General features: G+C 70.3%; 17 protein-coding genes and 1 pseudogene. 8 read left to right on the top strand and 10 right to left on the bottom strand.

Features of this window, described 5'->3' with window-relative positions:
- Nucleotides 1–199 precede the first annotated feature (199 nt).
- Both IEY86_RS27600 and IEY86_RS27595 read left to right on the top strand, forming a co-directional pair.
- Nucleotides 200–1,081, top strand: coding sequence for an NAD(P)-dependent oxidoreductase (locus tag IEY86_RS27600; RefSeq protein WP_229698812.1), 882 nt, complete (start codon nucleotides 200–202; stop codon nucleotides 1,079–1,081).
- A gap of 400 nt (nucleotides 1,082–1,481) precedes the next feature.
- Complete coding sequence (locus IEY86_RS27595) at nucleotides 1,482–2,465, top strand: hypothetical protein (protein WP_189134590.1); 984 nt, start codon at nucleotides 1,482–1,484, stop codon at nucleotides 2,463–2,465.
- Between the two features lie 68 nt (nucleotides 2,466–2,533).
- Here IEY86_RS27595 and IEY86_RS27590 read toward each other — a convergent pair whose 3' ends face one another.
- Entirely contained in the window at nucleotides 2,534–3,070 is a 537-nt protein-coding gene (locus IEY86_RS27590) for a hypothetical protein (RefSeq protein ID WP_189134589.1), read from the bottom strand.
- A 601-nt stretch (nucleotides 3,071–3,671) separates the two neighbouring features.
- On the opposite strand from IEY86_RS27590, the gene IEY86_RS27585 reads away from it, so the two are divergent.
- Nucleotides 3,672–4,451: a hypothetical protein gene (locus tag IEY86_RS27585; protein ID WP_189134588.1), complete on the top strand. Its 780-nt coding sequence runs from the start codon at nucleotides 3,672–3,674 to the stop codon at nucleotides 4,449–4,451.
- Nucleotides 4,452–4,473: 22 nt separating this feature from the next.
- On the opposite strand, the gene IEY86_RS27580 is transcribed toward IEY86_RS27585, so the two are convergent.
- Together IEY86_RS27580 and IEY86_RS27575 are read right to left on the bottom strand one after the other, a co-directional pair.
- Complete coding sequence (locus IEY86_RS27580; RefSeq protein WP_189134587.1) at nucleotides 4,474–5,493, bottom strand: tetratricopeptide repeat protein; 1,020 nt, start codon at nucleotides 5,491–5,493, stop codon at nucleotides 4,474–4,476.
- Nucleotides 5,494–5,647: 154 nt separating this feature from the next.
- Nucleotides 5,648–6,235, bottom strand: coding sequence for a TetR/AcrR family transcriptional regulator (locus tag IEY86_RS27575; RefSeq protein ID WP_189134586.1), 588 nt, complete (start codon nucleotides 6,233–6,235; stop codon nucleotides 5,648–5,650).
- A gap of 140 nt (nucleotides 6,236–6,375) precedes the next feature.
- Here IEY86_RS27575 and htpG point away from each other — a divergent pair, with 140 nt between their 5' ends.
- A complete protein-coding gene (htpG, locus tag IEY86_RS27570; protein WP_189134585.1) occupies nucleotides 6,376–8,361 on the top strand; it encodes a molecular chaperone HtpG in 1,986 nt (661 codons plus the stop codon).
- Nucleotides 8,362–8,468: 107 nt separating this feature from the next.
- Here the strand turns inward: htpG and IEY86_RS27565 are convergent, their stop codons facing one another.
- Complete coding sequence (locus tag IEY86_RS27565) at nucleotides 8,469–9,080, bottom strand: RICIN domain-containing protein (protein WP_189134584.1); 612 nt, start codon at nucleotides 9,078–9,080, stop codon at nucleotides 8,469–8,471.
- A 182-nt stretch (nucleotides 9,081–9,262) separates the two neighbouring features.
- On the bottom strand, nucleotides 9,263–10,768 hold the full coding sequence (locus tag IEY86_RS27560; protein ID WP_189134583.1) for a carbohydrate-binding protein: 1,506 nt from the start codon (nucleotides 10,766–10,768) through the stop codon (nucleotides 9,263–9,265).
- 867 nt (nucleotides 10,769–11,635) lie between these two features.
- Between IEY86_RS27560 and IEY86_RS27555 the strand changes: the two genes are divergently transcribed.
- The 3 genes from IEY86_RS27555 to IEY86_RS27545 all read left to right on the top strand — a co-directional run bounded on the left by IEY86_RS27555 (nucleotide 11,636) and on the right by IEY86_RS27545 (nucleotide 16,900).
- The gene (locus IEY86_RS27555) at nucleotides 11,636–14,542 is read left to right on the top strand and encodes an AfsR/SARP family transcriptional regulator (RefSeq protein ID WP_229698811.1); all 2,907 of its coding nucleotides are present in this window, start codon (nucleotides 11,636–11,638) and stop codon (nucleotides 14,540–14,542) included.
- A 407-nt stretch (nucleotides 14,543–14,949) separates the two neighbouring features.
- Entirely contained in the window at nucleotides 14,950–16,278 is a 1,329-nt protein-coding gene (locus IEY86_RS27550) for a sensor histidine kinase (protein ID WP_189134582.1), read from the top strand.
- Nucleotides 16,235–16,900 carry a response regulator gene (locus IEY86_RS27545; RefSeq protein ID WP_189134581.1) on the top strand — a complete coding sequence of 222 codons (666 nt, stop codon included), beginning with the start codon at nucleotides 16,235–16,237 and terminating at the stop codon, nucleotides 16,898–16,900. The genes IEY86_RS27550 and IEY86_RS27545 overlap by 44 nt, the downstream gene beginning before the upstream one ends.
- Before the next feature lie 12 nt (nucleotides 16,901–16,912).
- Here IEY86_RS27545 and IEY86_RS27540 read toward each other — a convergent pair whose 3' ends face one another.
- Together IEY86_RS27540 and IEY86_RS27535 are read right to left on the bottom strand one after the other, a co-directional pair.
- Entirely contained in the window at nucleotides 16,913–17,839 is a 927-nt protein-coding gene (locus IEY86_RS27540) for a beta-propeller domain-containing protein (protein WP_189134580.1), read from the bottom strand.
- A gap of 234 nt (nucleotides 17,840–18,073) precedes the next feature.
- Nucleotides 18,074–18,994 (bottom strand): helix-turn-helix domain-containing protein, encoded by a 921-nt coding sequence (locus tag IEY86_RS27535; RefSeq protein WP_229698810.1) that lies wholly within the window; start codon nucleotides 18,992–18,994, stop codon nucleotides 18,074–18,076.
- 96 nt (nucleotides 18,995–19,090) lie between these two features.
- On the opposite strand from IEY86_RS27535, the gene IEY86_RS27530 reads away from it, so the two are divergent.
- The gene (locus IEY86_RS27530; protein ID WP_189134579.1) at nucleotides 19,091–20,593 is read left to right on the top strand and encodes an alpha/beta hydrolase; all 1,503 of its coding nucleotides are present in this window, start codon (nucleotides 19,091–19,093) and stop codon (nucleotides 20,591–20,593) included.
- Between the two features lie 88 nt (nucleotides 20,594–20,681).
- Here IEY86_RS27530 and IEY86_RS27525 read toward each other — a convergent pair whose 3' ends face one another.
- The 3 genes and pseudogenes from IEY86_RS27525 to IEY86_RS27515 all read right to left on the bottom strand — a co-directional run.
- Entirely contained in the window at nucleotides 20,682–21,704 is a 1,023-nt protein-coding gene (locus IEY86_RS27525; protein WP_229698809.1) for an endonuclease/exonuclease/phosphatase family protein, read from the bottom strand.
- Between the two features lie 214 nt (nucleotides 21,705–21,918).
- Complete coding sequence (locus IEY86_RS27520) at nucleotides 21,919–23,082, bottom strand: alpha-lytic protease prodomain-containing protein (RefSeq protein ID WP_189134578.1); 1,164 nt, start codon at nucleotides 23,080–23,082, stop codon at nucleotides 21,919–21,921.
- Between the two features lie 218 nt (nucleotides 23,083–23,300).
- Nucleotides 23,301–24,078: pseudogene (locus tag IEY86_RS27515) on the bottom strand (hypothetical protein); the annotation flags it as partial.

Here is a 24,078-nt window from a genome sequence, read left to right as displayed (position 1 = left end):
CCTCACCCGAAGGCTCTGCCAGCCTATCGATGCCGGTCGGATCGCCCCCGGTCGCAGCATGAGCCCGTCCCGCGGTTCGGCACGAGCCGCCGCTTCCCTCCACTATGACACCCGTCATGAAAGCCGCTACTATGACGCGCGTCATAGGCGGCGGGGTCGGCGGCTCCACGAGCATGTCGACCGGAGACGGCGGTGCCCAGTGGAGGTAGGTTTCATCGGACTCGGTGTCATGGGGCAGCCCATGGCGCTCAATCTGGCCGAGGCAGGGACAGCGCTCGTCGTCTGGAACCGCACGGACGCCAGGAGCGAGCCGCTCCGCGCGGCCGGTGCCCGTGTGGCGGACAGCCCTGCCGGGGTCTTCAAACAGGCCGGCGTCGTGATCCTCATGCTGGCCGACGGCGCCGCGATCGACTCCGCCCTCGGCCGAGGCACACCGGACTTCGACGCGAACGTCGCGCAGCACACGATCGTGCACATGGGGACGACGTCGCCCGACTACTCACGGGGGCTCGAAGCCGATGTCCGCGCAGCCGGTGGCAGCTACGTCGAAGCTCCCGTCTCCGGCTCGCGCGGCCCCGCCGAGGCCGGGCGGCTCGTGGCCATGCTGGCCGGTGAGCACGCCGCCGTGGAGGCGGTACGTCCACTGCTCCGACCGATGTGCCATGAGTCCTTCGCCTGCGGACCGGTTCCCAACGCGCTGCTGATGAAGCTCTCGGTGAACCTCTTCCTGATCACCATGGTCACCGGCCTCACCGAGTCGTTTCACTTCGCCGACCGGCACGGCCTGGACCGACAGCAGTTCCTGGCCGTACTCGACGCCGGTCCGATGGCCAGCGGCGTCTCCCGCACGAAGGCTCCCAAGCTCCTCGCCCGCGACTTCGCCGTCCAGGCCGCGGCCCTGGACGTCCTCAAGAACAACCGCCTCATCGCCGAGGCGGCCCGGGCATCCGGCCTGGCGTCGCCGTTGCTCGACGTCTGCCATGCCCTCTTCGGCGAGACCGTGGCCCTGGGGCACGACCAGTCCGACATGGTCGCGGTCCTGCACGCCATCGAGGCCCGGTCCGATCACAGCGGTCGCTGACTTCGCCCTGTCGGCCCCGGACGATCCATGACATGAGCCGGAACCCGCGTCCGTCCATCCTGCCCAGCCGCCACCATGGACACACTCGCCCAGTGAGCGGTCCGGATCGCCGGGATCACGGGCCCCACCGGTCTGCCGACGCCGACTTCCTCTCGGACATCACAACGCACGCACGCGTCCGACCATCACGGGTACGCGCGCCGGTCACGGGGCGCAAATCGCCCCCCATACGGGTGAATCAACGCGAATCCGTTGAGTGGCGGGCCACCAGTGATGGACCATTCATGCCATCCGTGCGACGGGTCGCCCATCCCAGAGGAACACGGTTTCGGATCCGGGCGATCCCCAACGCACGGCCTCGCGCTGCCGGGACCCGGAGTTCACATCCCAGGGAGCCCCCATGCATCTCCCCCGCCTCACCACGACTCCGCTCGGCAAACTCCTCACCACCGCTGCCTGCGCCATCGCCTTCCTGGTCGGCGCCGCCGTCGCCCCCGCCACCGCCGCGCCCCCGGCGTTCGTCGCGTGCAACGACGTCCCGGGCCTCATCGCGGCAATCAACGCCGCCAACTCATCCGGCGGGGGCAGCATCGCCCTCGCTCCCCTGTGCACCTACACCGTGACCGCCGCGGACAACGACTCCAACGCCTTCCCCACGATCAGCTCGCCCATCACCATCAGCGGCGCCGCCACCACCATCACCCAAACGGCGGCGTTCGGAGTCCGGTTCTTCCAGGTCACTGCGAGCGGCAATCTCACTCTCAACGGCCTCACCCTCACCGGCGGCCGCGCCTCGCTCGGCGGTGCGATCCTCACCGACGGGACGCTCACCCTCAACAACGACAGCCTGACCCTCAACACCGCGACGATCTTCGGCGGCGCCGTATTCGTGCGAGCCGGCACCACCACGCTGAACACCAGCCGAGTCACCGACAACACCGCCACCGCGGGCGGGGGAATCCGGACCCAGTCCGCGACCACGTTGAACATCAACACCAGCTCGCTGCTGCGCAATACGGCGACCAGCAGTGGTGGCGGCGGGCTGCAGAACGCCGGCAACGCGACCATCAGGACCACCCTCATCGACGGCAACTCCGCCACCGGCAGCAACGGCGGCGGCGGTATCTCGCACCTTCTCGGGAATCTGGCCCTGAGCACGAGCACCGTCAGCGCGAACACCGTCACCAGCGGCCCCGCGGGCGGGATCCAGGTCAGCGCAGGCGCCACCGCCGCGCTCACCACGAGCCTCATCACCCGCAATACCGCATCCACCGCCCCCGGCGGCGTCGAGAACAACGGGACGGTCACCAACAACCTCACCGCCATCGTCCTCAACACGCCCACCAACTGCAGCCCCACCGTGGTACCGGGCTGCGTCAGCTAGACCCGAAAGCCGTGTAGACCGAAAGGCCGTGCGCGCCGTCTGTCAGCGACAGAAGGCGCGCATTCCGGCTATCCGCGGGCGTAGTCGTAGACGAGGCGGTCGAGGTACATCTCGTCCGTCACCACGGACACCGTGCGGCGCAGCCGGTCACCGAGCAGGTGCACGGTGTCCGCGATCCTTGTGTCCCCGTCGTCGAGCCGCAGGCGCACATCGCCGTCCTCCGCGGAGTACGGCTGCGCCCATGCCACCGGCTCGGACAGCACGAGATGGTGCCCCGCCGGGGTGGACACGATCCGCCCGCCGAACGGCTCGGCCGCCGACTCCAGTACGCCCTCGCCGCTGAACCACTCCACCTGCGCCGTCCCGCTCTCCCGGAACGCTGCGTCCCGCGCCACCTCCAGCACCAGCCCGGACGCGGGCACCAGCACCGCCTCCGCTCCCAGGACCTCCCCCGCGAGCCACCGCCGCACCATGTCGTCCAGCGGCATTCGCGTCCCGGCGATCACCGCGTCCAAGGACTCCTCCTCGGCCCGGAGCTCGTACGCCACCGCGGGACGGACCACCCCGGCCCCCACCAGCACCCAACGCCCGTCCAGACCGCGCATACCCCTGCCCCCAACAGCTCCCGTTCCCTGCCTCGCAAGCTACTTCACACCCCCGACAGGGTGTGCGCGCCGGTGACAATTCGGGCCACGCTCGGGACAATTGGGGTGAGCGGGGCACGGTGGAGCCCCGTTGGGGGTGAGTGCGATGGGCAGACGCGGCAACAGGCGTCGGGGCAGGACTCCGAGCACAGGGACTTCGGGCGGTGCCCGCAGGCGGTTCGGAACCGGGTTCCTGGGGCGAGGCGCGGGGGGAGGCGGTGCACCGCCGCACCAAGGTGCCACGCCCCCGGCCGGGAACAACCAGGCACCAACCCCCGGCGGCGGGGGTTCGAACGACGGGACCGGTGGAGGCGGCGGAGGCCGGCCTCACCAAGACTCCGACGCGGGGGCCAGTTGGGATCTGGATGCCGCCACTCATCACAACCGCCCGCCGCCCAATGAGGTCCCGGCTCCTCACCGGGATGCCGGCGCACCCGCACCCGCACCGGATGCCGGTGCGGCGCCTGTCCGGCCTTCGCCGTCAGGCGCCCCGGAGGCCACACCGCCCCGTGGGCATGCGGACGCGGGACTCGGGGGGCACCACAAAGAGCCTTACGACTCGATGGGCCACACTTCGGGTGGCTGGACCGAGAAGGGGGCCGGACCCCCGCACGCCGACCCGGGGAAGACCCCCATGGGCATCTCGGGCCCGGACGGCATGCACGGCTCCGTCACGCAGGCCGCGTTCCCATCGGGCACCACTGCCCCACATGCCCACCCCGACAAGGCGCCGGTGGGCCCGAAGCCACACGACGCCGGGCAGCCGCCACATGACCCGGCGCACACCGGTTCCTCGGCAGGCCCCTCCTCAGCTCTTCCGCATTCCCCGGCGATTCCCGCTCCCACCCCGCAGCCCCCCTCCACGGCAGACGGCGGCGCCTTCGCGGATCCGGACGCAAGCGGCTCCTTCGGTCCGCCCACGGACGCCGGAGCGCCGCAGGGCCCCGAAGGCTTCATCGACGTGGGCGGGACATGGATCCAGGTCATGCCGACCGAGAAGGACGCGCCGACTTCGCCCTCTTCCCCTGTGAAGAGTCACGAGGAGACCGGGCAGCCTCAGCCGTCCCCCTCCAGCGGCACGGGCCAGCCGGAGCACGCAGGCCAGGCAGGGCACTCAAGCCAGGCAGGGCACGCGGGGCAGACAGGCCAGGCAGGGCAGACAGGTCACGAGGTTGCCGGAGCCGGGTTCGGCGCCACCGCGTTCGACTTCGACGGCGGATGCCCCGACTCCGACGGCACGACGGGCCCCGACACGGACACCGCCGGCTTCACGGACCCGGACGCCGTGGCCGGCGGGTTCGACGGCTTCGCCTCCGCCAACCCACCCGAGATGATGACGTAGTCGACGCCGCGGCCCGCTTCGGTCAGGTCCACGGCCCGCGGATCACATGGCGCTCAGGGAAGGTCCGTGACTCGACGTACCGCCCGATCTCCCGTACCTCGTCAGGGCTGCCGATCCCCGACAACTCCAGGTACTGCGTGGAGGAGGCCCCCGCCTCGTTGTAGCGCAGGCCGAGAGAGGCGGTACTGGTGAAGTACGTACCGAACGTCCTCACGTAGCTGGGCGATTCCACGATCTGGTAGTACCAGATGAACTGGACCTTGCGGTGGGCGAAGCCCGACTTCACGTCGACTCCGTACTCGTAGAAGTCCGCGCCATTGGTCCGCGGCCTCACCACCAGGACGACGAGGGAGGCAAGAAAGTACATCCAGGCCACCAGGACCGCGAGCGCGAGCAACAGGCCGCCCTCCGCGCCGAGGGAAAGGTCCAAGTTCCTACCGATGAGGGGCAATGCCAACGTCAGGGCGGCGCAGACCAGAAGGCGCTTCGCGACCATGGTCAGAAGGTGACGCGCCTTGAGCCTGACCGAGATCATCGGCCGGCCCCGGTCCGCCACGCGGTGGGCGTCGGACTGGGACCGCAGGGTCGGCGGCCCCGGTGTGAGCGATCTGCCGGTGAGGGCCGGGCCCGACGGGGCGGGCGCGGGGGCGCGGGCGGCGTCGGCGCCGAGGGCCTCCTCGCACGATCTCAGCCTTGCCGCCGTGTCGCGGAACTCTCCCACGGCCGAGAGCACTTGGCGGTACGCCTGCGCCGCACCCTCCCGATCCGCGTCGGCTTGGAGCAGTCGACCGAGACGGTACGCGGCCTGGTAATGCCGCGGATCACCGTCCAGGACGCGCCGGAACTGGACTTGCGCTTCGGCATGTCTGCCCGTGTCGGTCAGGCAGATCCCGAACGCGTAGCGTCCGGCCACATCGTCCGGCTCCTGCTCGAGGAGTTCCCGGAGCAGGGGTAACGCCTCCTCGGGCCGCCCTCGTCGATGCAGATCACTCGCCCGCTCGTACAGCGGCCTGTCCGCCCCATCAGCCGATGACGCCGTCATGCGACCCCCTGCGTAGCGACACCCTTACGCGCAATCAGCAGTAATTGTGCCGTTCTGCGAGTCCCGGCATCACCCCAATGCGGCAACCCGAACAGCAGAAAGGGCCACTCGGTGCTCCTGGCCCTGAACGGCGCTGTGCAGATCGCGGACGCCCTCAGGCAGGGCGGGGACGAGAGGAGGTCAGGCCGCGAGTCGTGAGCTCGACCATCTGCCGGAGGCGGGTGTCGAGGACCTCGGGCGGGGCCTCCTCCTGCGAGATGCCGGTGAGGGCGTCGAGCAGCAGCACCGCGGCGTCGCGCGCGGTCAGCGCCACGTCGAGCAGGTCGAGTTCATCACGTGCGCAGATCAGCAGGCCCTCGACGACGGCGAGGTGCCGCTCCTTGAAGGAGGCCATGATGTCCGGGGCGATGTCGGCGGCCTCGGCGAACAGCTCGCCGCGGAATTGTGCGTCCACCGTCCCCGTGAAGAAGTGCAGCTTGACGGCGAGGGCACCATGGAGGCGATCGGCCACCGGGCCGCCGGAGGGCCGGCCGGCGGCATCGACCAGTCGATCGACCAGTCGTTCCGCCGCCGCGCGGAAGACATCGCCCTTGCCGGTGAAGTGCTGGTACAGCGCGGGCCGTGACACATTCGCCGCACGGGCGATCAGATCCATGGACGTCCGCTGGTAGCCGTAGCGCCCGAAGACGCCGAGCGCGGCGTCCAGAATCTGCTCGCGCTTTCGCCTCTTGATCTCGGACATGGTGACAATATTATCAACTATTGTCAGAACGTCAATCGGTGACCAGGTCCAGAGACTGGACATTCTGTGATGACTCGCTGATCTACAGTGCTGCCAGGCAAGTTCCCGTCACCTGGTGACCCGAGAAGGAATCGCGAATCATGGCGACTGAGACGTTCGAGTTCCAAGTAGAAGCGCGCCAGCTCCTGCAGATGATGATCCACTCGATCTACTCGAACAAGGATGTGTTTCTGCGTGAGCTCATCTCCAACGCCTCCGACGCGCTGGACAAGCTGCGCCTCGAGGCCCTGCGTGATGACACGCTCGGCGCCGACGTGTCGGACCTGCACATCGGCATCGAGGCCGACAAGGACGCCCGGACGCTGACCGTCCGGGACAACGGCGTCGGCATGTCGCACGACGAGGTGGTCCAGCTCATCGGGACGATCGCGAAGTCCGGCACGGCGAAGTTCCTCCAGGAGCTCAAGGCGGCCAAGGACGCCGGGGACACCACCGCCACCGAGGGACTCATCGGGCAGTTCGGTGTCGGCTTCTACTCCAGCTTCATGGTGGCCGACGAGGTCACGCTGGTGACCCGGCGGGCCGGTGAGAGCCAGGGCACCCGCTGGGCGTCGACCGGCGAGGGCACGTACACGATCGAGACCGTCGACGACGCGCCGCAGGGCACCGCGGTCACCCTCCGGCTCAAGCCCGAGGACACCGAGGACCAGCTGTTCGACTACACCTCCCCCTGGAAGATCAAGGAGATCGTCAAGAGGTACTCGGACTTCATCACCTGGCCCATCAGGATGGCCACCGAGGCCGCCGCCGACTCCGGCGACGCCTCCGAGGACGGTGACTCCGAGGACGGTGACTCCGAAAACGGTGGCTCCGGGGACAGGGAAGCGGCCGCCCCGGGCAGGCCGGAGACCCTGAACTCGATGAAGGCGCTGTGGGCGCGCTCGCGGGACGAGGTGAGCGACGAGGAGTACCACGAGCTCTACAAGCACATCAGCCACGACTGGACCGACCCGCTCGAGACCATCCGTCTCCAGGCCGAGGGCACCTTCGAGTACCAGGCACTGCTGTTCCTCCCGTCGCACGCGCCCCAGGACCTGTTCATGCAGGGGTACAAGCGCGGAGTCCAGCTGTATGTGAAGCGCGTCTTCATCATGGACGACTGCGAAGCGCTCATGCCCGACTACCTGCGCTTCGTCAAGGGCGTCGTCGACGCCCAGGACCTGTCGCTGAACGTCTCGCGCGAGATCCTCCAGCAGGACCGCCAGATCCAGCTGATGCACCGTCGCCTGACCAAGAAGGTGCTGTCCACGGTCAAGGACATGATGTCCGGCGCACCGGACCGCTACGCCACGTTCTGGCGGGAGTTCGGCCGCGTCCTCAAGGAAGGACTGCTGAGCGACTTCGAGAACCGCGACGCCATCCTCGCCGCCTCCTCGTTCGCCTCGACCCACGACAAGGACGAGCCGACCACGCTGCGGCAGTACGTGGAGCGCATGAAGGACGGGCAGAAGCACATCTACTACATGACGGGCGAGACCCGTCAGGCGATCGAGAACTCGCCGCACATGGAGGCATTCCGGGCCAAGGGCATCGAGGTGCTCCTGCTGACCGACCCCGTCGACGAGGTGTGGGTCGGCACCGTCCCCGACTTCGACGGCAAGGAGCTGCACTCCATCGCCAAGGGTGAGGTCGACCTCGAGACCGAGGAGGAGAAGAAGGAGGCCGACACCCAGCGCGAGAAGCAGCAGGAGGAGTTCGCGGGACTGCTGACCTGGATGACGGACAAGCTGAGCGAGAACGTCAAGGAGGTACGCCTGTCCACCCGCCTCACCGTCTCGCCCGCCTGCATCGTCTCGGACACGCACGACGTGACGCCGGCCCTGGAGAACATCTACCGCGCCATGGGCCAGGAAGTGCCCCGGGTCAAGCGCATCCTCGAACTCAACCCGGGCCACCCGCTGGTCAGCGGCCTCAACAAGGCGCACGCGGAGTGCGATGACGACAGCGGTCCGGCCGAGACCGCCGAGCTCGTCTACGGCATGGCGCTCCTGGCCGAGGGCGGAGAGCTCCCCGACCCCTCGCGCTTCGTCACGCTGATGGCGGACCGCCTCCAGCGCACCCTCTGAGGCCGCAGGCGCTGCCGACGATGCCCAGCACCTGCCACCGGTCGGAACCGGCGGCAGGTGCTGGGACCGCATGGAGCGCTGTTCGGTCCGTGACGGCTCGCCGGTTGTCAGGGACGGGTGGTCACCCGCATCACCCAGCCCCGGCGCGGACCCCTGCCGGGCCCGGCTTCGACGAGTGAGGTCCCGTCGCCCCCGACCTCCAACGCCCGTCCGTTGCCGGCGTTCACCACGCGCACCTGCCTCGCCGGCCCTCCGAAGCGGTCCTGGTCGCCGAGCGGGATGAAGTGGAAGTGCTGGCGGCCGTCGTGATTGCGGCACACTTCCAGCGACGGCACCGGGTCCACGGACTCCTGGACGAGGACTGGAGCGGCTTCGCTTGCGTCGGGCGTCGGCGCGAACGTCAGGCAGGCGTTGGTGATCCGGTTCCTCAACCGATAGCGCCCTCTGCCCTCCTCGTCGGCGGCCCACGACTGGGCCGGTCGCGAACCGCACTCGGCCGCCTCGGGCCGCAGTTCCTCCCAGCGCTTGACCGCTGTCAGGCACTTCCCTCCCGCTTCACGGCTGAGCAGGGAAAGACCGACGCGCGAAGCGCCCTTGCCGCCGCTCTCGCGCGTGGGACCGGCGGATGCGGAGGGGGAAGCGGGGGCATCGGCGGATGGCCGGTCGTCGTCCTTGGCTGCCCGGCCTTCCCGTACCGCCAGCCCGACCGCGCTGCCCATCAGGGCCAATCCCGCCACGGCCACCGCCAGGACCCGGAACCGTTGGAGGCGGCGCTCTGGTCGTGGGATGCCTCCCGTCGCCAAGCGTGGCCCGGTACGTCGCCATGGCCTGTGGATCACGGCTGTCTCCTAATCCCAGGGTGAGATGTCGAGGACTACGGGCGTGGGCACGCTGGGGCCCGTCAGGGACCGGCCGCCCATCGGCCCGCGCCGAACCACAGCACCTCGATGCACGAGGGGGCCATCGGCGGACAGCGCGCGGTCAGGAACACCGAGTGCACCCCCTTGATCGCGGGGATGGGAACGGACACCTCGCTCAGCGACCCGTCGGCGGGGGCCGCCAGTTCCGTGAGCGGGGGTGCGGCGAGTGAGTCCAGCCGCACCTCCAGCACCCCGTGGCCACCTGCCGCCGAGATCCCGGCAGTGAGCCGGGTGGCCGCCGCCCCCGTGAAGTCCAGCCTGTCGTAACGCAGCCAGGACGACGGACCGAGCACCCGGGCACGCGTGTGCTCGCCGCTGCCGGGCTCCGTGTAGGCCTGCACCGCGTACCCGTCGGCGGGCACCAGGCGGATACCCGGTGCGGCCGGCTCTGCCCGCGGCAGGCTCACCAGGGCGACCATCACCGCGGCAAGACCCGCGGCGCCCAGCCCACCGGCCCGTAGCAGGGGATTCCGTCTGCCCGGCGCTGGGGCGCCACCCGGCCGCGTTGGGCGGTGCCACGTGCGCCTGCCCCCGCGCTCGGCGGGCATCTCCGGCCGGCCGAACCCGGAATCCGGGTCGTGAAGAAGATCCGGTACGGGTTCGGGCGTCGAGCTTCGCGTGTCCCGTCCGAACAGCATGCGTTCGATGGACCGGGGCTGGCACTCGGGCAATGTGGTGGATGCCTTGGCCGCCCGATACGCGCCCTCCGGCCACCAGCCGAGCAGCAGGGGCGGAAGCTGGCGTTGCAGCCGGGAAGCCAGCTGGTGCATTTCCGTATAGACAGCCAGGCATTCTGGGCACGACCGCAGGTGCGCGGCGATCCCCCGCAACGCCCGATGGCCGTTCGGCCGCGCCGCGGCTTGCAGACGTCCGAACGTCTCGCGGCACTCCTCGCGGAGCCGGCCGACGTAGGCGTCGGCGACGGCCTCGCGAAGCCTGTCGGTTGCCTCCGCGGTCATGGGGGCCAGCCGATTCGGGCTCAGCCCGGTGATCCGGGCCACCAGGACCGGGTCGTCCTGCTCCACCACGGAGTGCCACAGCAGGCACTGCTCGGATTCCGTGAGGCTGACGAACGGAGCGAGCAGGGACCGGCCATCGTTCAGAGGCCACTGGCAGCCGTTGGCCACCCATCGGCGGAACCTCGGGGTGAGGCACATACCGGATTCCTGAGCCGACAGCGGTACGGCGGTGTGGCGCACCGCGGCGAGCAGTCCTAATCGCAGGCAGCCACGGTGACGTTGGCCGAGCACCTTGGTCGTCCCGTCCACGGTTGTCCTCAGGACCTGGGTGAAGGCCCGGCAGACGAGTTGATGCGCGTCAGTGGGACGGACGACGCATTGGGCGGCATAGCCGTAGGCCGCGGGGTAGTGGCGACGGTAGAGCGTACGGAACGCGTCGATCCGCCCCTCGCGCACCAGGCTCAGCAACTGGTCGTCGGGGCGGGATTCCAGGCGATCACGGGAACGATGGATACGGCGTGGCCGCATGTCGGAGGACCTCCGGGAGCGTGGGAGGGGAAGGGCAACCGCGCCGGTTCCGCGGCGTTCCCGGGACGCATCGCGGCGGTTGTCCAGGCATTGCGGGGCGAGCGGCATCGCAGGGGCGTCGACAGGCTTCCGGTCGGCCCCCGTCATCCGCTCTCGTTCTCGCCGGGCGTCGTGGAGCCGGGCCGCTCGGAGCCGATCGTATCGATCGCCGCCCCTTCTCCCCGGTCCGCCTGCTCGCGCCCAGCGGGTGGTAACCCCTCGGAGCCGCGTAAGTCGTGCGGACCTTCCCCGTCCAGCGGACAGGGCCGTCCCGTCGCGTGGGGGCACTGGCACCGTGGCCACGGAGCCAGGCAGCTGAGAACCATGGGCACCTCGTACACTTCCACCTCCTGACGAGGCCCTTCACGGGTGACCTTGCCGTGTCCGTCCACCGAGTAGACACGAAGATCCATCCTGTGCTTGCGCACTGCCCACCCCTCCCATGTCCGACCCGCTCGGCAGGGCGCCCGGTCTCTCGTACGCGACCGGCCGATGGACTCCCCCCGCCCGGTCGCCGGCGGAACCCGAATCCACGCGCCTCGGGTCTCCTGCCACTCTGGGCGGCCGACCGTGGCCAAACCTTGGACGATCCTTGACACTTGCTGGTCAGAACCCATTCCAGGGCGTCGCGGCCGTGCGAGGGAACGGCGCGCCGGGGCAAGCCCGCTCGCGACAGGGGGCGCATGAAAGCGCTCTCATGCGCCCCATCGAAAGCAAGTACCCTCCTTGGTACGCACCAATGCGTCTCACGGTTCACAACTGACACGCGCTAAACCCGCCGGTAGGACTCATCATCCCCACTGACGGTGATCCGTTCTATGGAGGGGCGTGGCCGCGGTGGCGGTGGAGTTCGGGATCCTCGGCGGTATAGAAGTGCGCATACACGGCCGCCTGGTCGATCTGGGCCATGCGCGTCAGCGGGTGGTACTCGCGGCCCTGCTGGTGGACGTCAACCGTGAGGTGACGGCCGACCAGCTCGCCGACCGGGTCTGGGGGGAGCGGACCGCGCAGCGCGGAACGCTGTACAGCTACCTGTCACACCTGCGGCGCGCTCTGGCGGGCGCCGACGGCGTGCGGATCTCGCGGCGGCCCGCGGGCTATGTGCTCACCGCTGACGCACAGACGGTGGACCTGCACCGCTTCCGCCGGACGGTGGCCCAGGCCCGCAAAGAGACCCACACCGACGAGCAGGCCGCGGAGTTGCTCGCGCAGGCCCTGGGCCTGTGGCGCGGGGAGGCCTTGGGCTCGGTGGACACCCCTTGGGCCAATGCCCTGCGCGACAGCCTGCGCCACGAACGCCTCGCCGCCGAACTGGACGCCACCGACATCGGGCTCCGCCTGCACCGCCACACCGATCTGCTACCCGGTCTGCGCACCCGCGCGTGTGAGCACCCTCTGGACGAGCGCATAGCCGAGCAGCTGATCCTCGCACTGCATCGGTGCGGACGCACGGCCGAGGCTCTGGAGTGCTACAAGAGCACTCGGCAGCGGCTGGCCGAGGAGCTGGGCATCGATCCCGGCCCCTCACTCAAGCGCCTGCACCAGCAGGTTCTCACCGGCGATCCCGCGCTGCTCGTGCTCGGCGGTACCAAGGTGAGCGACTGCACCGCAGTCACCGCCGACACCGCACCGGCTGCCGGGCCGACTCCGACGCCACGTCAATTGCCCGCGCCTCCCGCGCTGTTCACCGGCCGGACCGCCGAACTCGCCGCGCTCTCCGCCGCCCTTGAGCAACGCGCCGACGTCGGCGCGACGGTGGTGATCTCGGCGATCGGGGGCACCGGCGGCATCGGCAAGACCTGCCTGGCCCTGCGCTGGGCCCACAATCATCTGGAGGACTTCCCGGACGGCCAGCTCTACGTGAACCTGCGCGGCTTCGACCCGTCCGGCGAGACCGTGCCCTTCGCGGTGGCCATCAGGGGCTTCCTCGGCGCCTTGGGCGTGGCACCGTCCGCCGTACCGGTGGATCCCGACGCCCAAGCCGCGCTGTACCGCAGTCTGGTGGCCGACAAGCGGATACTCGTCGTCCTGGACAACGCACATGACACCGCCCAGGTCATGCCACTGCTGCCGGGCAGCCCGAACTGCGCCGTTCTGGTCACCAGCCGCCGCCACCTGGGGGGCCTGGGCACCGCCCAGGGAGCGCGAATGCTGACCTTGGGCACACTCAGGGAAGCCGAGTCCCGGCAACTCCTCGCCCGCCATCTCGGCGATGACCGGATCGCCGCGGAACCCGATGCCCTCACCGCGATCCTGCGGCACTGCGGCGGGCTTCCTCTGGCACTGAGCATCATCGCGGCGCGCGCTGCCGCCCATCCCGGCTTCCCTCTGTCCCACCTCGCCTCGGAGCTCGCCGAGTCCGCGACCCGTCTGGACGCACTCGACGCCGGCGAGCTCGGCGCCGATCTGCGTGCCGTGTTCGCCGCCTCCTACCAGGCTCTCGAACCCGAGGCAGCGCGCGTCTTCACCCTGCTCGGCCTCGCTCCCGGCCCGGACATCAGCCTGCCCGCCGCGGCCGCCCTCACCGGCCACACCCCGTCCCGCACCCGCCCTCTGCTGCGCACCCTGGAGGCCGCCCACCTGGTGCGCCAGCCCATCCCCGGCCGCTACCACATGCACGACCTGGTCCGCCTCTACGCCGCAGAGCACGCCCGGGACGGCCGGTCCGAGGCGGCACGGACGCTCGCACTGCGTCGCCTGATCGACTTCTACCTCCACACCGCCGACCACGGCCGCCGTCTCATGGACACCTTCTGGCCCATCAGGCTCGACCTCGACCCGCCGACCGCGGGTTGTACACCCCACCCCCTGGCGGACTCAGCGGCGGCAGGGGCGTGGTTCGAGACCGAACACAGCTGCCTGCTCGCCGCACAGCAGCTCACCAGGGAGCTGGGATGGCACACTCTGACCTGGCAGCTGTCCGAATCGATATTCGCCCCGCACTGGGACCGGAACCGCCTCCCGGAGAACCTTTGCATGTGGCGGGCCTCGGTCGCCGCGGCCGAACAACTGGGCGATCCCGCGGTGCTGGCCCTGTCCCACTTGCGCCTCGGACTCTGCCACGGCCAGGCAAGCCAGTACGCGGAAGCCCGGGAGCACCTCACCAAGGCCCTGACCCTGTTCGAACACACCGGTGACAAACCCGGCCAGGGCAATGCCCAGTTCGCGCTCGGCTGGACCTGGGACCAACTGGGCGATCCCCAGCAGGCACTGTCATGTGTCGAACAAGCCCTGCGCATTCACCAGGGCCTGCGCGAGCCCATGTGGGAGGCCAGGATCCTCAACGCCATAGGCTGGAGCCACGCCCGACTGGGCCACTACCAGCAGGCCCACGCCCACTGCGCCCGAGCTCTCGCCGTGTGCCGGGACAAGGGCGACCGCCGTGGCGAGGTCAGCACCCTGGACAGCCTCGGCTACATCAACCACCTCAACGGCCGACATGACCAGGCCCTGGACCACTACCACCAGGCTCTCGCCCTGTCCCGGGAGCTCTCCCGGGACATCGGCATCGCCGCCACCGCGTTCGAGGCCAACGTCCTGGCCCACCTCGGGGACGCCCACCACGCCCTGAACCGGCAGCGGGCGGCACGCCACTTCTGGCGGCAGGCCCTCGACCTCTACCGAGCACAGCACCGCGCCGCCGCGGCCGCGCACATTCAGCAACAACTCGACGCCTCGCACCGAGCGCACGTCAATGTGCCCCAAGGACGCTCCGAACTCCCGCCGGATTCCTGAGACGGCGGTAGCGCTGCGGTAGCGCGAGGTCTGTGCTGCCGTTCGTGCCGAGGCGGACAGCGCTGTCCATTCGCTCGCCGAGCCGAACGGCCGACGTGGGGCGTCACCGACAGCGCCCCTGCCCCGGGCACCTTCGCCAGGTGCCCGGGGCCGCGACCGCAGTGGCTCGGCAGGCGACTGTCCTCACGCACCCCGTCCGGAGTGTGGGTATCGAGGTTCGTGCAAGGTTTGCCCACGACCGACCGGACACAGTGGCGACTCATGCCCTGCCCCGCGGGGTCACGTGCGCGTGCGGGTTCCGTCCGACCAGCGAGGCTTCCGGCTGCCCGGCTCCGACCCACAACGAAGGGACGAGGAGTTGCCGCGCACGATGCTCAACGCCGCTGCCCAACCCATTCGGCGACGCCGTGCTCATTGACCGCCTCTTCGCCCGCGCACCCCGCAAGTATCAAGTGCCGGCCAACCTGCGACGTGACGTCGTCATCGACACGGCTCTGGCGACGACCGCGGCCGTGTACAGCCTGCTGCAACCGCTCGTCCTCGTACCGCTGCGGCGCACGGACCCGCAGTTGTACGGCGACGCGCCCTCCGAGCGCCTCCTCGTTGCCACCACAGCGGTGGAGATCCTGGCGGCTCTGTGCCTCATCGTCCGCCGCAGGGTCCCCCTCGCCCTGGTCGCGGCCTCCCTGGTGGACATGTGGTTGGGCGGGTTGGGAGTCACGTACCCCGTCGGGCTCTACACCCTTGTCGTCGGCGGGCGGACCCGCTGGGCGTTGGCGGCCGCCTTGGCTGGAGCGACCGTGCCTGCGATCGACTTCCTTCTGATGCCGGGCGATCGGCCGTCCCTTCCGCTGTTCGTCGAAGACGCGGCGGTGGGCCATCTGCTGCCGATGGTCGTCGCTCCGGTGCTGGTGGCCGCGACGGTCCGCGCGCACCGCACGCTCATCCGCGGCCTGCGGGAACGGGCGGACCAGCTCGAGCGCGAGCAGGACCTGGTCGCGCGCAACGCTCGGCTGGAGGAGCGCGCCCGGATCACCTGGGACGTCCACGACGTGGTCGCCCACTACGTGGGACTCATCGTCATCCAGGCGGGAGCGCTGGAGGTGGGCGTGCCCCCTCGGTCCGACGCGTACAGGCGGGCTCAGTTGCTCGCAGACCTCGGGCGGCGGGCCATGGGAGAGCTTCGCGCCCTGCTCGACATTCTGCACAGCGGCGAACGCGAAGGGCACGACGGGCGGAGCGACGTCCGGGTGCAGGCGGCAGGGAGAACCGGATCGTGGCGGGAAGACGTCGAAGCTCTGCTGAACGAAGTCCGCCAAGCCGGCGTACTAGTAACGTGGCAGGTCAGCGGAGAACCGGAGGAGGCCGACCGGGCGGCCCTGGACATCGCCTACCGCGTGGTCCAGCAGGGCGTCGCCAACGCTGTCCGACATGCCCCCGGCGCCGACGTCCGCGTCGCGGTGGCTGTCCGCGCCGAGGGCCTGGAGATCAGCGTATGCAACGGTCCCCCGTCCGCTCCGATCGCCCCGCGGACATCCGGTGGCGGCCATGGGCTGATCGGCGTGCTCGAGCGCGTGACCCGGGCGGGAGGAGACGTGCGTGCCTCCGCGACCCCGGACGGCGGCTTCCGCCTGCGCGCACGCATCCCGCCGCAGGGCACGCCCGAAGCGCCGGGGGAGCTTGGAGAACCGGATGATCCGGGTTCTGGTGGCGGACGACGAGCCGCTGGTACGTGAGGGCATCCGCCTGGTGCTCGACTCCGATGACGAGATCACCGTCGTAGCCGAGGCTGTCGACGGCTCCCAGGCCGTCGACAGCGCCCGTCGGCACCATCCGGATCTCGCCATCCTGGACATTCGGATGCCCACCACGGACGGACTCACAGCCGTGCGGGCGCTGGCGCTCCTGCCGCACCGGCCGCGGGTGATCATACTCACCTCCTTTGCCTTGGACGAATACCTCTACGCCGCCCTCAGCGCCGGCGCGGACGGCTTCCTGGTCAAGGACGTCTCGCGGCACGACCTGCTCAGTTCGGTCAAGGCCGTCGCGAACGGCGACGCCATCATCTCGCCGTCGATGACCCGCTCCCTGATCCAGCGCTTCACCCCGCCCCCGGCCCGCTCGACGCCCGGTGTCAAGGACCAAATCGCCGCTCTGCCCGAGGAACTGCGACAAGTCCTCGCCCTGCTGTCCCGGGGCCTGTCCAATGCCGAGATCGGCGCCCTTCTGTGCCTGACGGAGTCGCAGGTCAAGGCACAGGTCAGCCGGGTCCTGCGGCTGCTCCGGCTGACCAACCGCGTGCAGGCAGCCATCCTCGCCTACTCCGTCGGACTCTCGGACGGACCCCCGTCGGGCTAGGGAGTCCCGGTGTCAGAACGAGCGCCAGTCGGCCTCGATGTCGTGGGAGTCGGTCTTGGTCAGCCGGGTCAGCCCGGTGCCGTCGGACTTCACGAGGAACAGGTGCTGGGGGTCGGCGTCGTCACCGCCACCGCGAGTGAAGACCAGGCGGGTGCCGTCGGGCGACCAGGAGGGGGTGATGTCGTTCAGCCGACCCGAGGTGATCCGGTGCAGCCCGCTCCCGTCGGGGCGCACGACGTACAGGTGCGCGATGCCGGAGGAGCCGGAGCGGCTGAACGCGATGGTGTTGCCGTGCGACCAGTCGGGCGCGCTGTCGTAGGTGGAGCCGACCGAGGTGACGGTGGACTCGGCGTGGGTTGTCACGCGGATGCGCTTCAGGTGGCTGTGCCCCCCGGCGGTCGTACGGGAGAAGACCAGGTACTTGCCGTCCGGCGACCAGGAGGGGTTGTTGTCGTCGACCGAGTTGTGGGTGAGGCGGGTGAGCGGGGTGCCGCCGGTTCCCGAGATGAAGATCTCGGTGTGGGAGCCGACCGGCTTGGAGAACGCGATCCGGTGCCCGTCCGGGGACCAGGAAGGATCGGCGGCGCCGTCGGTGCCCTTGATGTGCACCGGGGTGCCGCCGCTGGACTTCATCGTCCAGATGCCGTCGATGGCCCCGCCCGATCCGTAGCGCAGCAGAGCGATCCTGCTCCCGTCCGGAGACCAGGACGGCATGACGTCACTGACGAGCGGGGTGTTGGTCAGTTTGGTCAACGTACCGCCGGTGGAGGAGATGCTGTACAGGTCCTCGACCGGCTTGCCGGCTGTGTAGCGCGAGAACACGATCGGCTTGGTCCCGGCGGCGTGCACCTCGCCCGCTGTCAAGGCGGTGACCGCAACCATCGCGGTGCCCATCGCGCAAGCGGCGACCGCCCCCCGCCGAACGGATCCGAACGTCATGGCGCGCATCTGAGATCTCCCCTCCCCCGAGCGACCGCCCCGGCCGCTCCCGAGCCGTACTTTCGCACGCCACGCCAGTGGCTGGAAACACTCCCCCCGCCCCGGACAGGATGCTGTCACCCACCTGGGACACGCCCGTTGCGGAGCCACACGCCCAGTGGCCGGTCCGGCGCCTGCGCGGCGCCGTTCGGCCTTGCCGGATGCCGGTGGTCTCCGCCGCCACGCGGCACCCGCTCAGGCCGAGAAGGAACGCACGGCCTGGGTGTCCAGGGCGGCGCAGAGCCAGTCGTGGGCGGCGCCGGCGGTCGGTTCCGACGGGTCGGACAGTTCCGCGGTGAGTTGCCAGTAGCGGTCGATCCGGGGATCCGCGGCGAGCACGGTGCTGAGCCGCCGACGGAAATCGGGAGTGTCACGCGCGCCGCGTGCCCGGGCATAGGCGGAGACAAAGCAGTCGAGTGCCTCGCCCTCGTGCGGTGGCCGCTGCCCCCGCATCCGCGGCGACGCCAGCGCATACGCCTCGCGGAGACCGTCGTAGAGAACCGCCGGGCGGTAGCCCTCTTCGGTCCGGTGCGCCGCCGGCTGGCAGGGATCGTCGCTGCCGCAGCCGTCGGAGACGAGGGTGTGCAGCTCGGCGAAGGCCAGCACCTGGGACGGAGTGGGTTCCGCGGGCGGCTGCGGAATCGCCTCTTCGAGGATGGAGGCGACCAACCGGGACGGCAGCCGCGGCGGCAGCCAGCGCCGCCAGAAACGCGCCAGTGCCGCCGTGCTGGGCGGCACGGACACGGCGCCGATCAGGCGCAGCCGCTCCGCGCGGTCCTCGGGAGCGCAGTCACGGAGCAGTTGAAGGGCGGCGTCCCGCCAGCGCAGGGCGGCCAGTTGCGAGCCGATCTCCCGCAGCCGCCCCGCGATGACGTCCTCCAGCGCGTCCTCCTGGTCGAGGATCCGTCCGACGTCCGGCACCGGCAGGTCGAGGGTGCGCAGCGAGCGGATCACCCGGAGCCGGTCGAGTGCCTCGGGGCCGTACCGGCGGTGGCCACCGGTGCTGCGGGCGGCTTCGGGCAGCAGACCGCGGTCCGAGTAGAAGCGGACGGTCTTGACGGAGACGCCGGCGTGCTCGGCGAGCTCTCCGATGCTCCACATGCTGTCCGGCGACACGACTTGAACCTCCCTCAGGGGGAGTTCCTACCGTACCGGCGAGCGCGGGCGGCCTGTGCGGCCGGGCCGTGGACCGAGGCATGCGAGGAGATGGCGATGACTGCACTGGTACTGGTCTGCGACACCTTCACCGGAGGCTGGGCATGGCGCGAAGTGGCCGCGGCGCTGCGGGAGTCGGGGGCCGAGGCACACCCGGTGACGCTCACGGGCATGGGTGACCGCCGTCATCTTGCGGGACCCGATACGGACCTGGAGACGCATATCCAGGATCTGACGCAGCTGATCGACCACCTGGACGCGCCGGATGTGGTGATGGTCGGTCACGGCTACGGCATCCACCCGGTGCTCGGCGCCGCCGACCGGCGTCCGGAGAGGATCGCCGGGATCGTCCATCTGGACGCGGGAATGCCCCAGGACGGCGACCCTGCCCTCGCACTCGTGCCGGACCAGGCGGTCCGCGAGCGGCTGGACCGGACCGGGCCGACCGAGGAGGACTGGCTGCTGCCCCCACCGCCACGCGAGCAGTGGCCCCGCTGGGGCAGCGTCGCGGGAGTCCCGGCCGACGCTCTGGCGCGGCTGGACCGCCTGGCAGCACCGCAGCCTCTGGGCACTCTCTCCCAGCCGCTGCGGCTGTCGGGGGCGGCGTCCGAGCTGCCGACGACGGGCGTCCTGTGCACCGCCAATGGGTCCAGCATCGCCCTGGTCGAGGCCCTGGTGGGAATGGGGGATCCGCGCTTCCGGGCGCTCACCGATCCCCGAGTGGGCTTCTTCGAGCTCGACACCGGGCACTGGCCGATGCTCTCCGTCCCCGGCGAGCTGGCCGGCGTACTGCTCAAGGGCGCCGCGGGAGAGGGCCACCGAGTGGCCGCGGCGGTGAGTGGGAGGCCCGCGCATCTTGGGCCATTCCTCCTCGACGTGCCGCAGCGGCGTCGTGAACGGGTGGGACGGGTCGATCTCCATCTGCCCGACGCCGACGGCCCTCGTCCAGCGGTGGTGTTCGTCCACGGCGGCCCGGTTCCCCCGGACGTGGAGCCGACGCCGCGGGACTGGCCCACCTTGGTCGGCTACGGCCAGTACGTGGCGAGCCTGGGAGTCGTCGGGGTTGTGGTCGACCACCGGCTGCACGATCTCGGCGACCACGGGCGCGCCGCCGAGGATGTCGCCGAGGCGGTCGAGCTCGTACGGGCCGATCCGCGTGTCGACGGCGGACGCGTCGCGTTGTGGTACTTCTCCGGCGGCGGGCTGCTGTCGGCGGATTGGCTCGCGGCGCCCGCGCCGTGGTTGCGGTGTGTGGCGGCGTCCTATCCCATGCTCGCGCCGCTGCCGAACTGGGGTCTCACCGATTCACGTTTCCGCCCCGCGGTCGCGGTGCGCAACGCGGGGCGGTTGCCCATCGTGCTGACCCGGGTGGGATTGGAACGTGCCGAGATCGCGGTGACGGTCGATGAGTTCCTGTCGGCCGCCGAGGACTGCGAGGCCAATGTGGAGGTGGTCGATGTGCCGCACGGCCGCCACGGGTTCGAGGCGATCGACCACACCGAGGAGGCACGCGACGCCGTGGAGCGCGCGGTGCGATCCGTGCTGGGGCACCTGCGGTAGTCCGCGCCGCACGGGCACGGCTTCGGACTCCGACACCGGAGGGGAGCAGGGCGTGGCCGGCACGGATCCTGCCGTCGGCGTGGTCCGTTCACGAGGTGCTCCCGGCCGACGCCAGTTCGGCGACCACCGCTCGGTGATCGCTGCCGGGCAGGGTGTGTTCACTCACCGAGACCGCCACCAGACCGCTGCCGTGCAGGACATGGTCGAGTTGGATCAGCGGTGGCAGGCGTGAGTCATGGGCGGGCCAGGTCGGGGCCCAGCCATGGCCCAGTTCCGCGTGGGTGTCCGTCAGCCCGGTGTCCAAGAGGTCCCGCATGGACGCGTGGTCGAGCGTCGCGTTGAAGTCGCCGAGGAACACCGTGTCCCGGGCGTCGTCCGCGGCCTCGGAGCGCAGCGCCTTCATGTCCTGAGCCCATCGCCTGGCGTTGCCCAGCGGATAGAAGGTGTGGACCGCGACCAGCCGCACCCCGCGACCGCCGAGGAAGACCTGGGCGGTGGGCTGCGGCCAGGTGGTGTCACGGTGCAGCAGACCGCCGCCCGACAGCGGCAGGCGCGAGTAGATGGCGGAGCCCGCCTCGGGGTGCGCTTCGCGGTAGGGCATCAGTTCCGCCAACCCCGCCCTGTCGAAGGCGGAGCCCGCCTTGGACGTCAGTTCCTCCACGGCGAGCACGTCCACCCGCTCCCTGCGGACCAGCCCGACCAGCGCCCCGGCGTCGACCTTGGCGACATGGGTGTTGACGGTGGCGACCCTCAATCTCGGCGCACCGTTGGGCACGGACACATCGTCCGCGATGAACCGGGGCACCAGCCAGACCAGTTCCACGACGACCAGGACGGCCGCGATCCCCGTCAGCCACCAGGAGCGCAGAGCCGCCACGGTGAGCAGGATGAGCACCCCGGCGACCGCGGCGTGGGGCAGGCCCACGACCACGACGGCCAGAGGCGTTCCGGTGTCCAGCCCCGCCAGGCGCACCACCACCAGCGCCGACTCCGCCACGAGGGCGAGTACGCAGACGAGCAGCGCGGCTGTCCGCCGGCGGCGTCGCCGTGCCGGCGGCCGCTGCTGGGGAGCGGCGGCCGTCATGTCAGGGGCAACGCCGGTCCTGGGCACTCGCAACCTCCCGGGGGTGGACGCCTGTTCGGCCACTGCGGCAGGCGCGTCTCCAGGCCGCACCGATCGTCCGCCGCGGCCCGGTGAGTGAGACATCCACTCACCGGCGGCCGGTTCCGCAAGCGGGGGTTCAGGTGCCGAGCACCAATGGTCCGGGCGCGCCGGCCTTCGAATCGGCGCGCCCGGTCCCGTCCTGTCCGGTCGAGGGATCCGTTCAGGCGGTGTGCAGCCTCAGCCCGTAGACGCGCAGGATCTCGTTGATGGGCTGGAACCAGGTACGCCCGCCCGACGAGCAGTTGCCGTAGCCGCCGGATGTCACTCCCTGGGCCTGGTCACCGGTGATGAACGAGCCCCCGGAGTCCCCGCCCTCGGCGCAGACGCTGGTGCCGGTCATCTCGTAGACCGCGCCTTGGGCGTAGTTGACAGTGTCGTTCTTCGACTGGACCTGGCCGCAGTGCCAGTGCGAGGTGGAACCGGAGCGGCAGATCGAGGAGCCGATCGGAGCTTCCCACGAGCCACGCACGAGCGCGTCGGGAACGGTACCCCAGCCGAGCACCACCGGGACCGTCCACCAGCCACTGCCGACGTTCACCCAGGCGTAGTCGTTGCCGGGGAAGGACGAGCCCTGGAAGTTGCCCATGTAGGAGCGGTCCCAGCCGTAGACGGCCTGCCAGGGACTGCCGCAGTGGCCGGCGGTGACGAAGCCGCCGTACACCGAGAAGCCTATGGAGCAGCGGACGTTCCCGGTGTAGTAGGGGTCGCCGCCGACCGTTCCCGCGGCAAAGGTCCGCGGCGCCGCGGTGGCCTTGCTTTCTACGGTCACCGGTCCGGCCTTGTCCGCCGCGGCGATGAACTCTCGGACGGGCGCGGTGCGTTCCTCGCCCTTGACGACATCGACCACGACGGTGGAGGAGCGCGGGTCGACATGCCAGCCCGCCACGCCGGCCGGGGCCTTGTGCGCCCTGGCTCGGGCGTCCAGTACGGCCTGAGTGGCGGCCAGTTCCTTCGCGCTGTGCGCGACGATCACGGCACCGGCCCCCGCGTCGCGCACCTTGGCGGCCCTGGCCGCGCTGGTGACGCCGACGACGAGCCTGCCGGTGCCGGGGTCGAACCATGAGCCCCCGAACGCGCCGCCCGCGGCCTTCTCCGCCTTCGGCGCGAGCTCGGCCGCCGCCTTCTCCCGCTTCAGACGCACACGGGCTTGACGCTCCGTCAGACCCAGGTCGTGCTGGAGGGCGTGGATCAGGCCGGCCGAGTACTCGACCTTGTCCGCCGAGGCAGCGGTCGACGCGGCCGACGCCGAGGGCAGACCCAACGCGGTACTGCCCACGAGCGCCATGACGGACAGTCCGGTCCAGAGGGATTTCTTGCGTCGCATGCCTGCTCTCCGTTTCAGACAACGTTGTCGGCCAAGGCGGCCGACCGCGTCGGCGCGGGTGGAAGTGACTGGGAGACAGTGGCAGAGGGGCGGGGGCCGCCCCAAAGGTATGGACCTTCCGCTGCCCGAGTGTCGAGTCCTGACCATGGTCATGTCAATACAGCGATGCCAGGAAACCGCACCGCCCGGGCCGAGTGATCAGGAGGACCGCCGCGCGGTCATGCCGTACTGCTTGCGCCTTCCGCGCCGGCGGATGCGCTCGGCGACCCGTCCTTGGAGCGGGTCGGCTGATCCACCGTCATATCCTTGGCGCCATTGTCGCCTTCGGGCGCGGATGTGCCACGCCCCACCCACGCCAGGAGCAGGCCGAGGGTCCCCGCGATAGCCGGCCAGTAGACGTACCGGTAGTCGGTCGTCGGCATCAGGGGCAGATAGCCGAGCACATACGCGGCCGAGCTGACCCCCAGGGCCCGGACCGGCATCGAGAAGATCCCCCTGCCGGGGCGGAGTGCCAGCACCAGCGCCACAGCGAGCCAGAACCATCCGGCGAAAAGGAGCGGCAGATCCCTGACCGCCCCGGTGACATAGGTGCGGAGCGTGGCCTCCAGTCGAGGGTGCGCCACCTCGAGTCCCAGGCGGTCCGCGGCGATTCCGCGCTGGTACTCGTAGTGGTTGTCGAAGAGCAGTCCCGAGAAGAGCTGCAGGCGGTACTGCGCGTAGCCGGGGACATGGCCGGCCATCTCACTGATCCACAGGGACCTGATCTGGCCCGACCGTGCGACAGGCTGGTTCGTCTCGTGTGCGTAGCAGGTGAAGTAGGAGTTGGACAGGGATTTGATGCGGTCGCACTTCTCCGCCGCGGTCACGAGGCGGTCCCGAAGGTCCGGAGACACGGCCGCCGACCGCAGTTCGCTCACGCTCAGGACATGGATCAGGTCGTCCAGCATGATCTGCGATCCCTGGCTCATCCTGACGGGCCGCGCGAACGAGGAGATG

This window comes from Wenjunlia tyrosinilytica, assembly GCF_014646055.1.
Lineage (GTDB): Bacteria > Actinomycetota > Actinomycetes > Streptomycetales > Streptomycetaceae > Wenjunlia > Wenjunlia tyrosinilytica.
This window is presented reverse-complemented; position numbering and strand designations above follow the sequence as displayed.

What these genes read in the sequence shown, in the direction of transcription:
- IEY86_RS27530 (WP_189134579.1), top strand. Translation starts at nt 19,091, where the DNA reads ATGACTGCACTGGTACTGGTCTGCGACACCTTCACCGGAGGCTGGGCA.
- IEY86_RS27540 (WP_189134580.1), bottom strand. Translation starts at nt 17,839, where the DNA reads ATGACGTTCGGATCCGTTCGGCGGGGGGCGGTCGCCGCTTGCGCGATG.
- IEY86_RS27575 (WP_189134586.1), bottom strand. Translation starts at nt 6,235, where the DNA reads ATGTCCGAGATCAAGAGGCGAAAGCGCGAGCAGATTCTGGACGCCGCG.
- IEY86_RS27565 (WP_189134584.1), bottom strand. Translation starts at nt 9,080, where the DNA reads ATGGGCAGCGCGGTCGGGCTGGCGGTACGGGAAGGCCGGGCAGCCAAG.
- IEY86_RS27595 (WP_189134590.1), top strand. Translation starts at nt 1,482, where the DNA reads ATGCATCTCCCCCGCCTCACCACGACTCCGCTCGGCAAACTCCTCACC.
- IEY86_RS27560 (WP_189134583.1), bottom strand. Translation starts at nt 10,768, where the DNA reads ATGCGGCCACGCCGTATCCATCGTTCCCGTGATCGCCTGGAATCCCGC.
- IEY86_RS27520 (WP_189134578.1), bottom strand. Translation starts at nt 23,082, where the DNA reads ATGCGACGCAAGAAATCCCTCTGGACCGGACTGTCCGTCATGGCGCTC.
- IEY86_RS27590 (WP_189134589.1), bottom strand. Translation starts at nt 3,070, where the DNA reads ATGCGCGGTCTGGACGGGCGTTGGGTGCTGGTGGGGGCCGGGGTGGTC.
- htpG (WP_189134585.1), top strand. Translation starts at nt 6,376, where the DNA reads ATGGCGACTGAGACGTTCGAGTTCCAAGTAGAAGCGCGCCAGCTCCTG.
- IEY86_RS27545 (WP_189134581.1), top strand. Translation starts at nt 16,235, where the DNA reads ATGATCCGGGTTCTGGTGGCGGACGACGAGCCGCTGGTACGTGAGGGC.
- IEY86_RS27580 (WP_189134587.1), bottom strand. Translation starts at nt 5,493, where the DNA reads ATGACGGCGTCATCGGCTGATGGGGCGGACAGGCCGCTGTACGAGCGG.
- IEY86_RS27585 (WP_189134588.1), top strand. Translation starts at nt 3,672, where the DNA reads ATGGGCCACACTTCGGGTGGCTGGACCGAGAAGGGGGCCGGACCCCCG.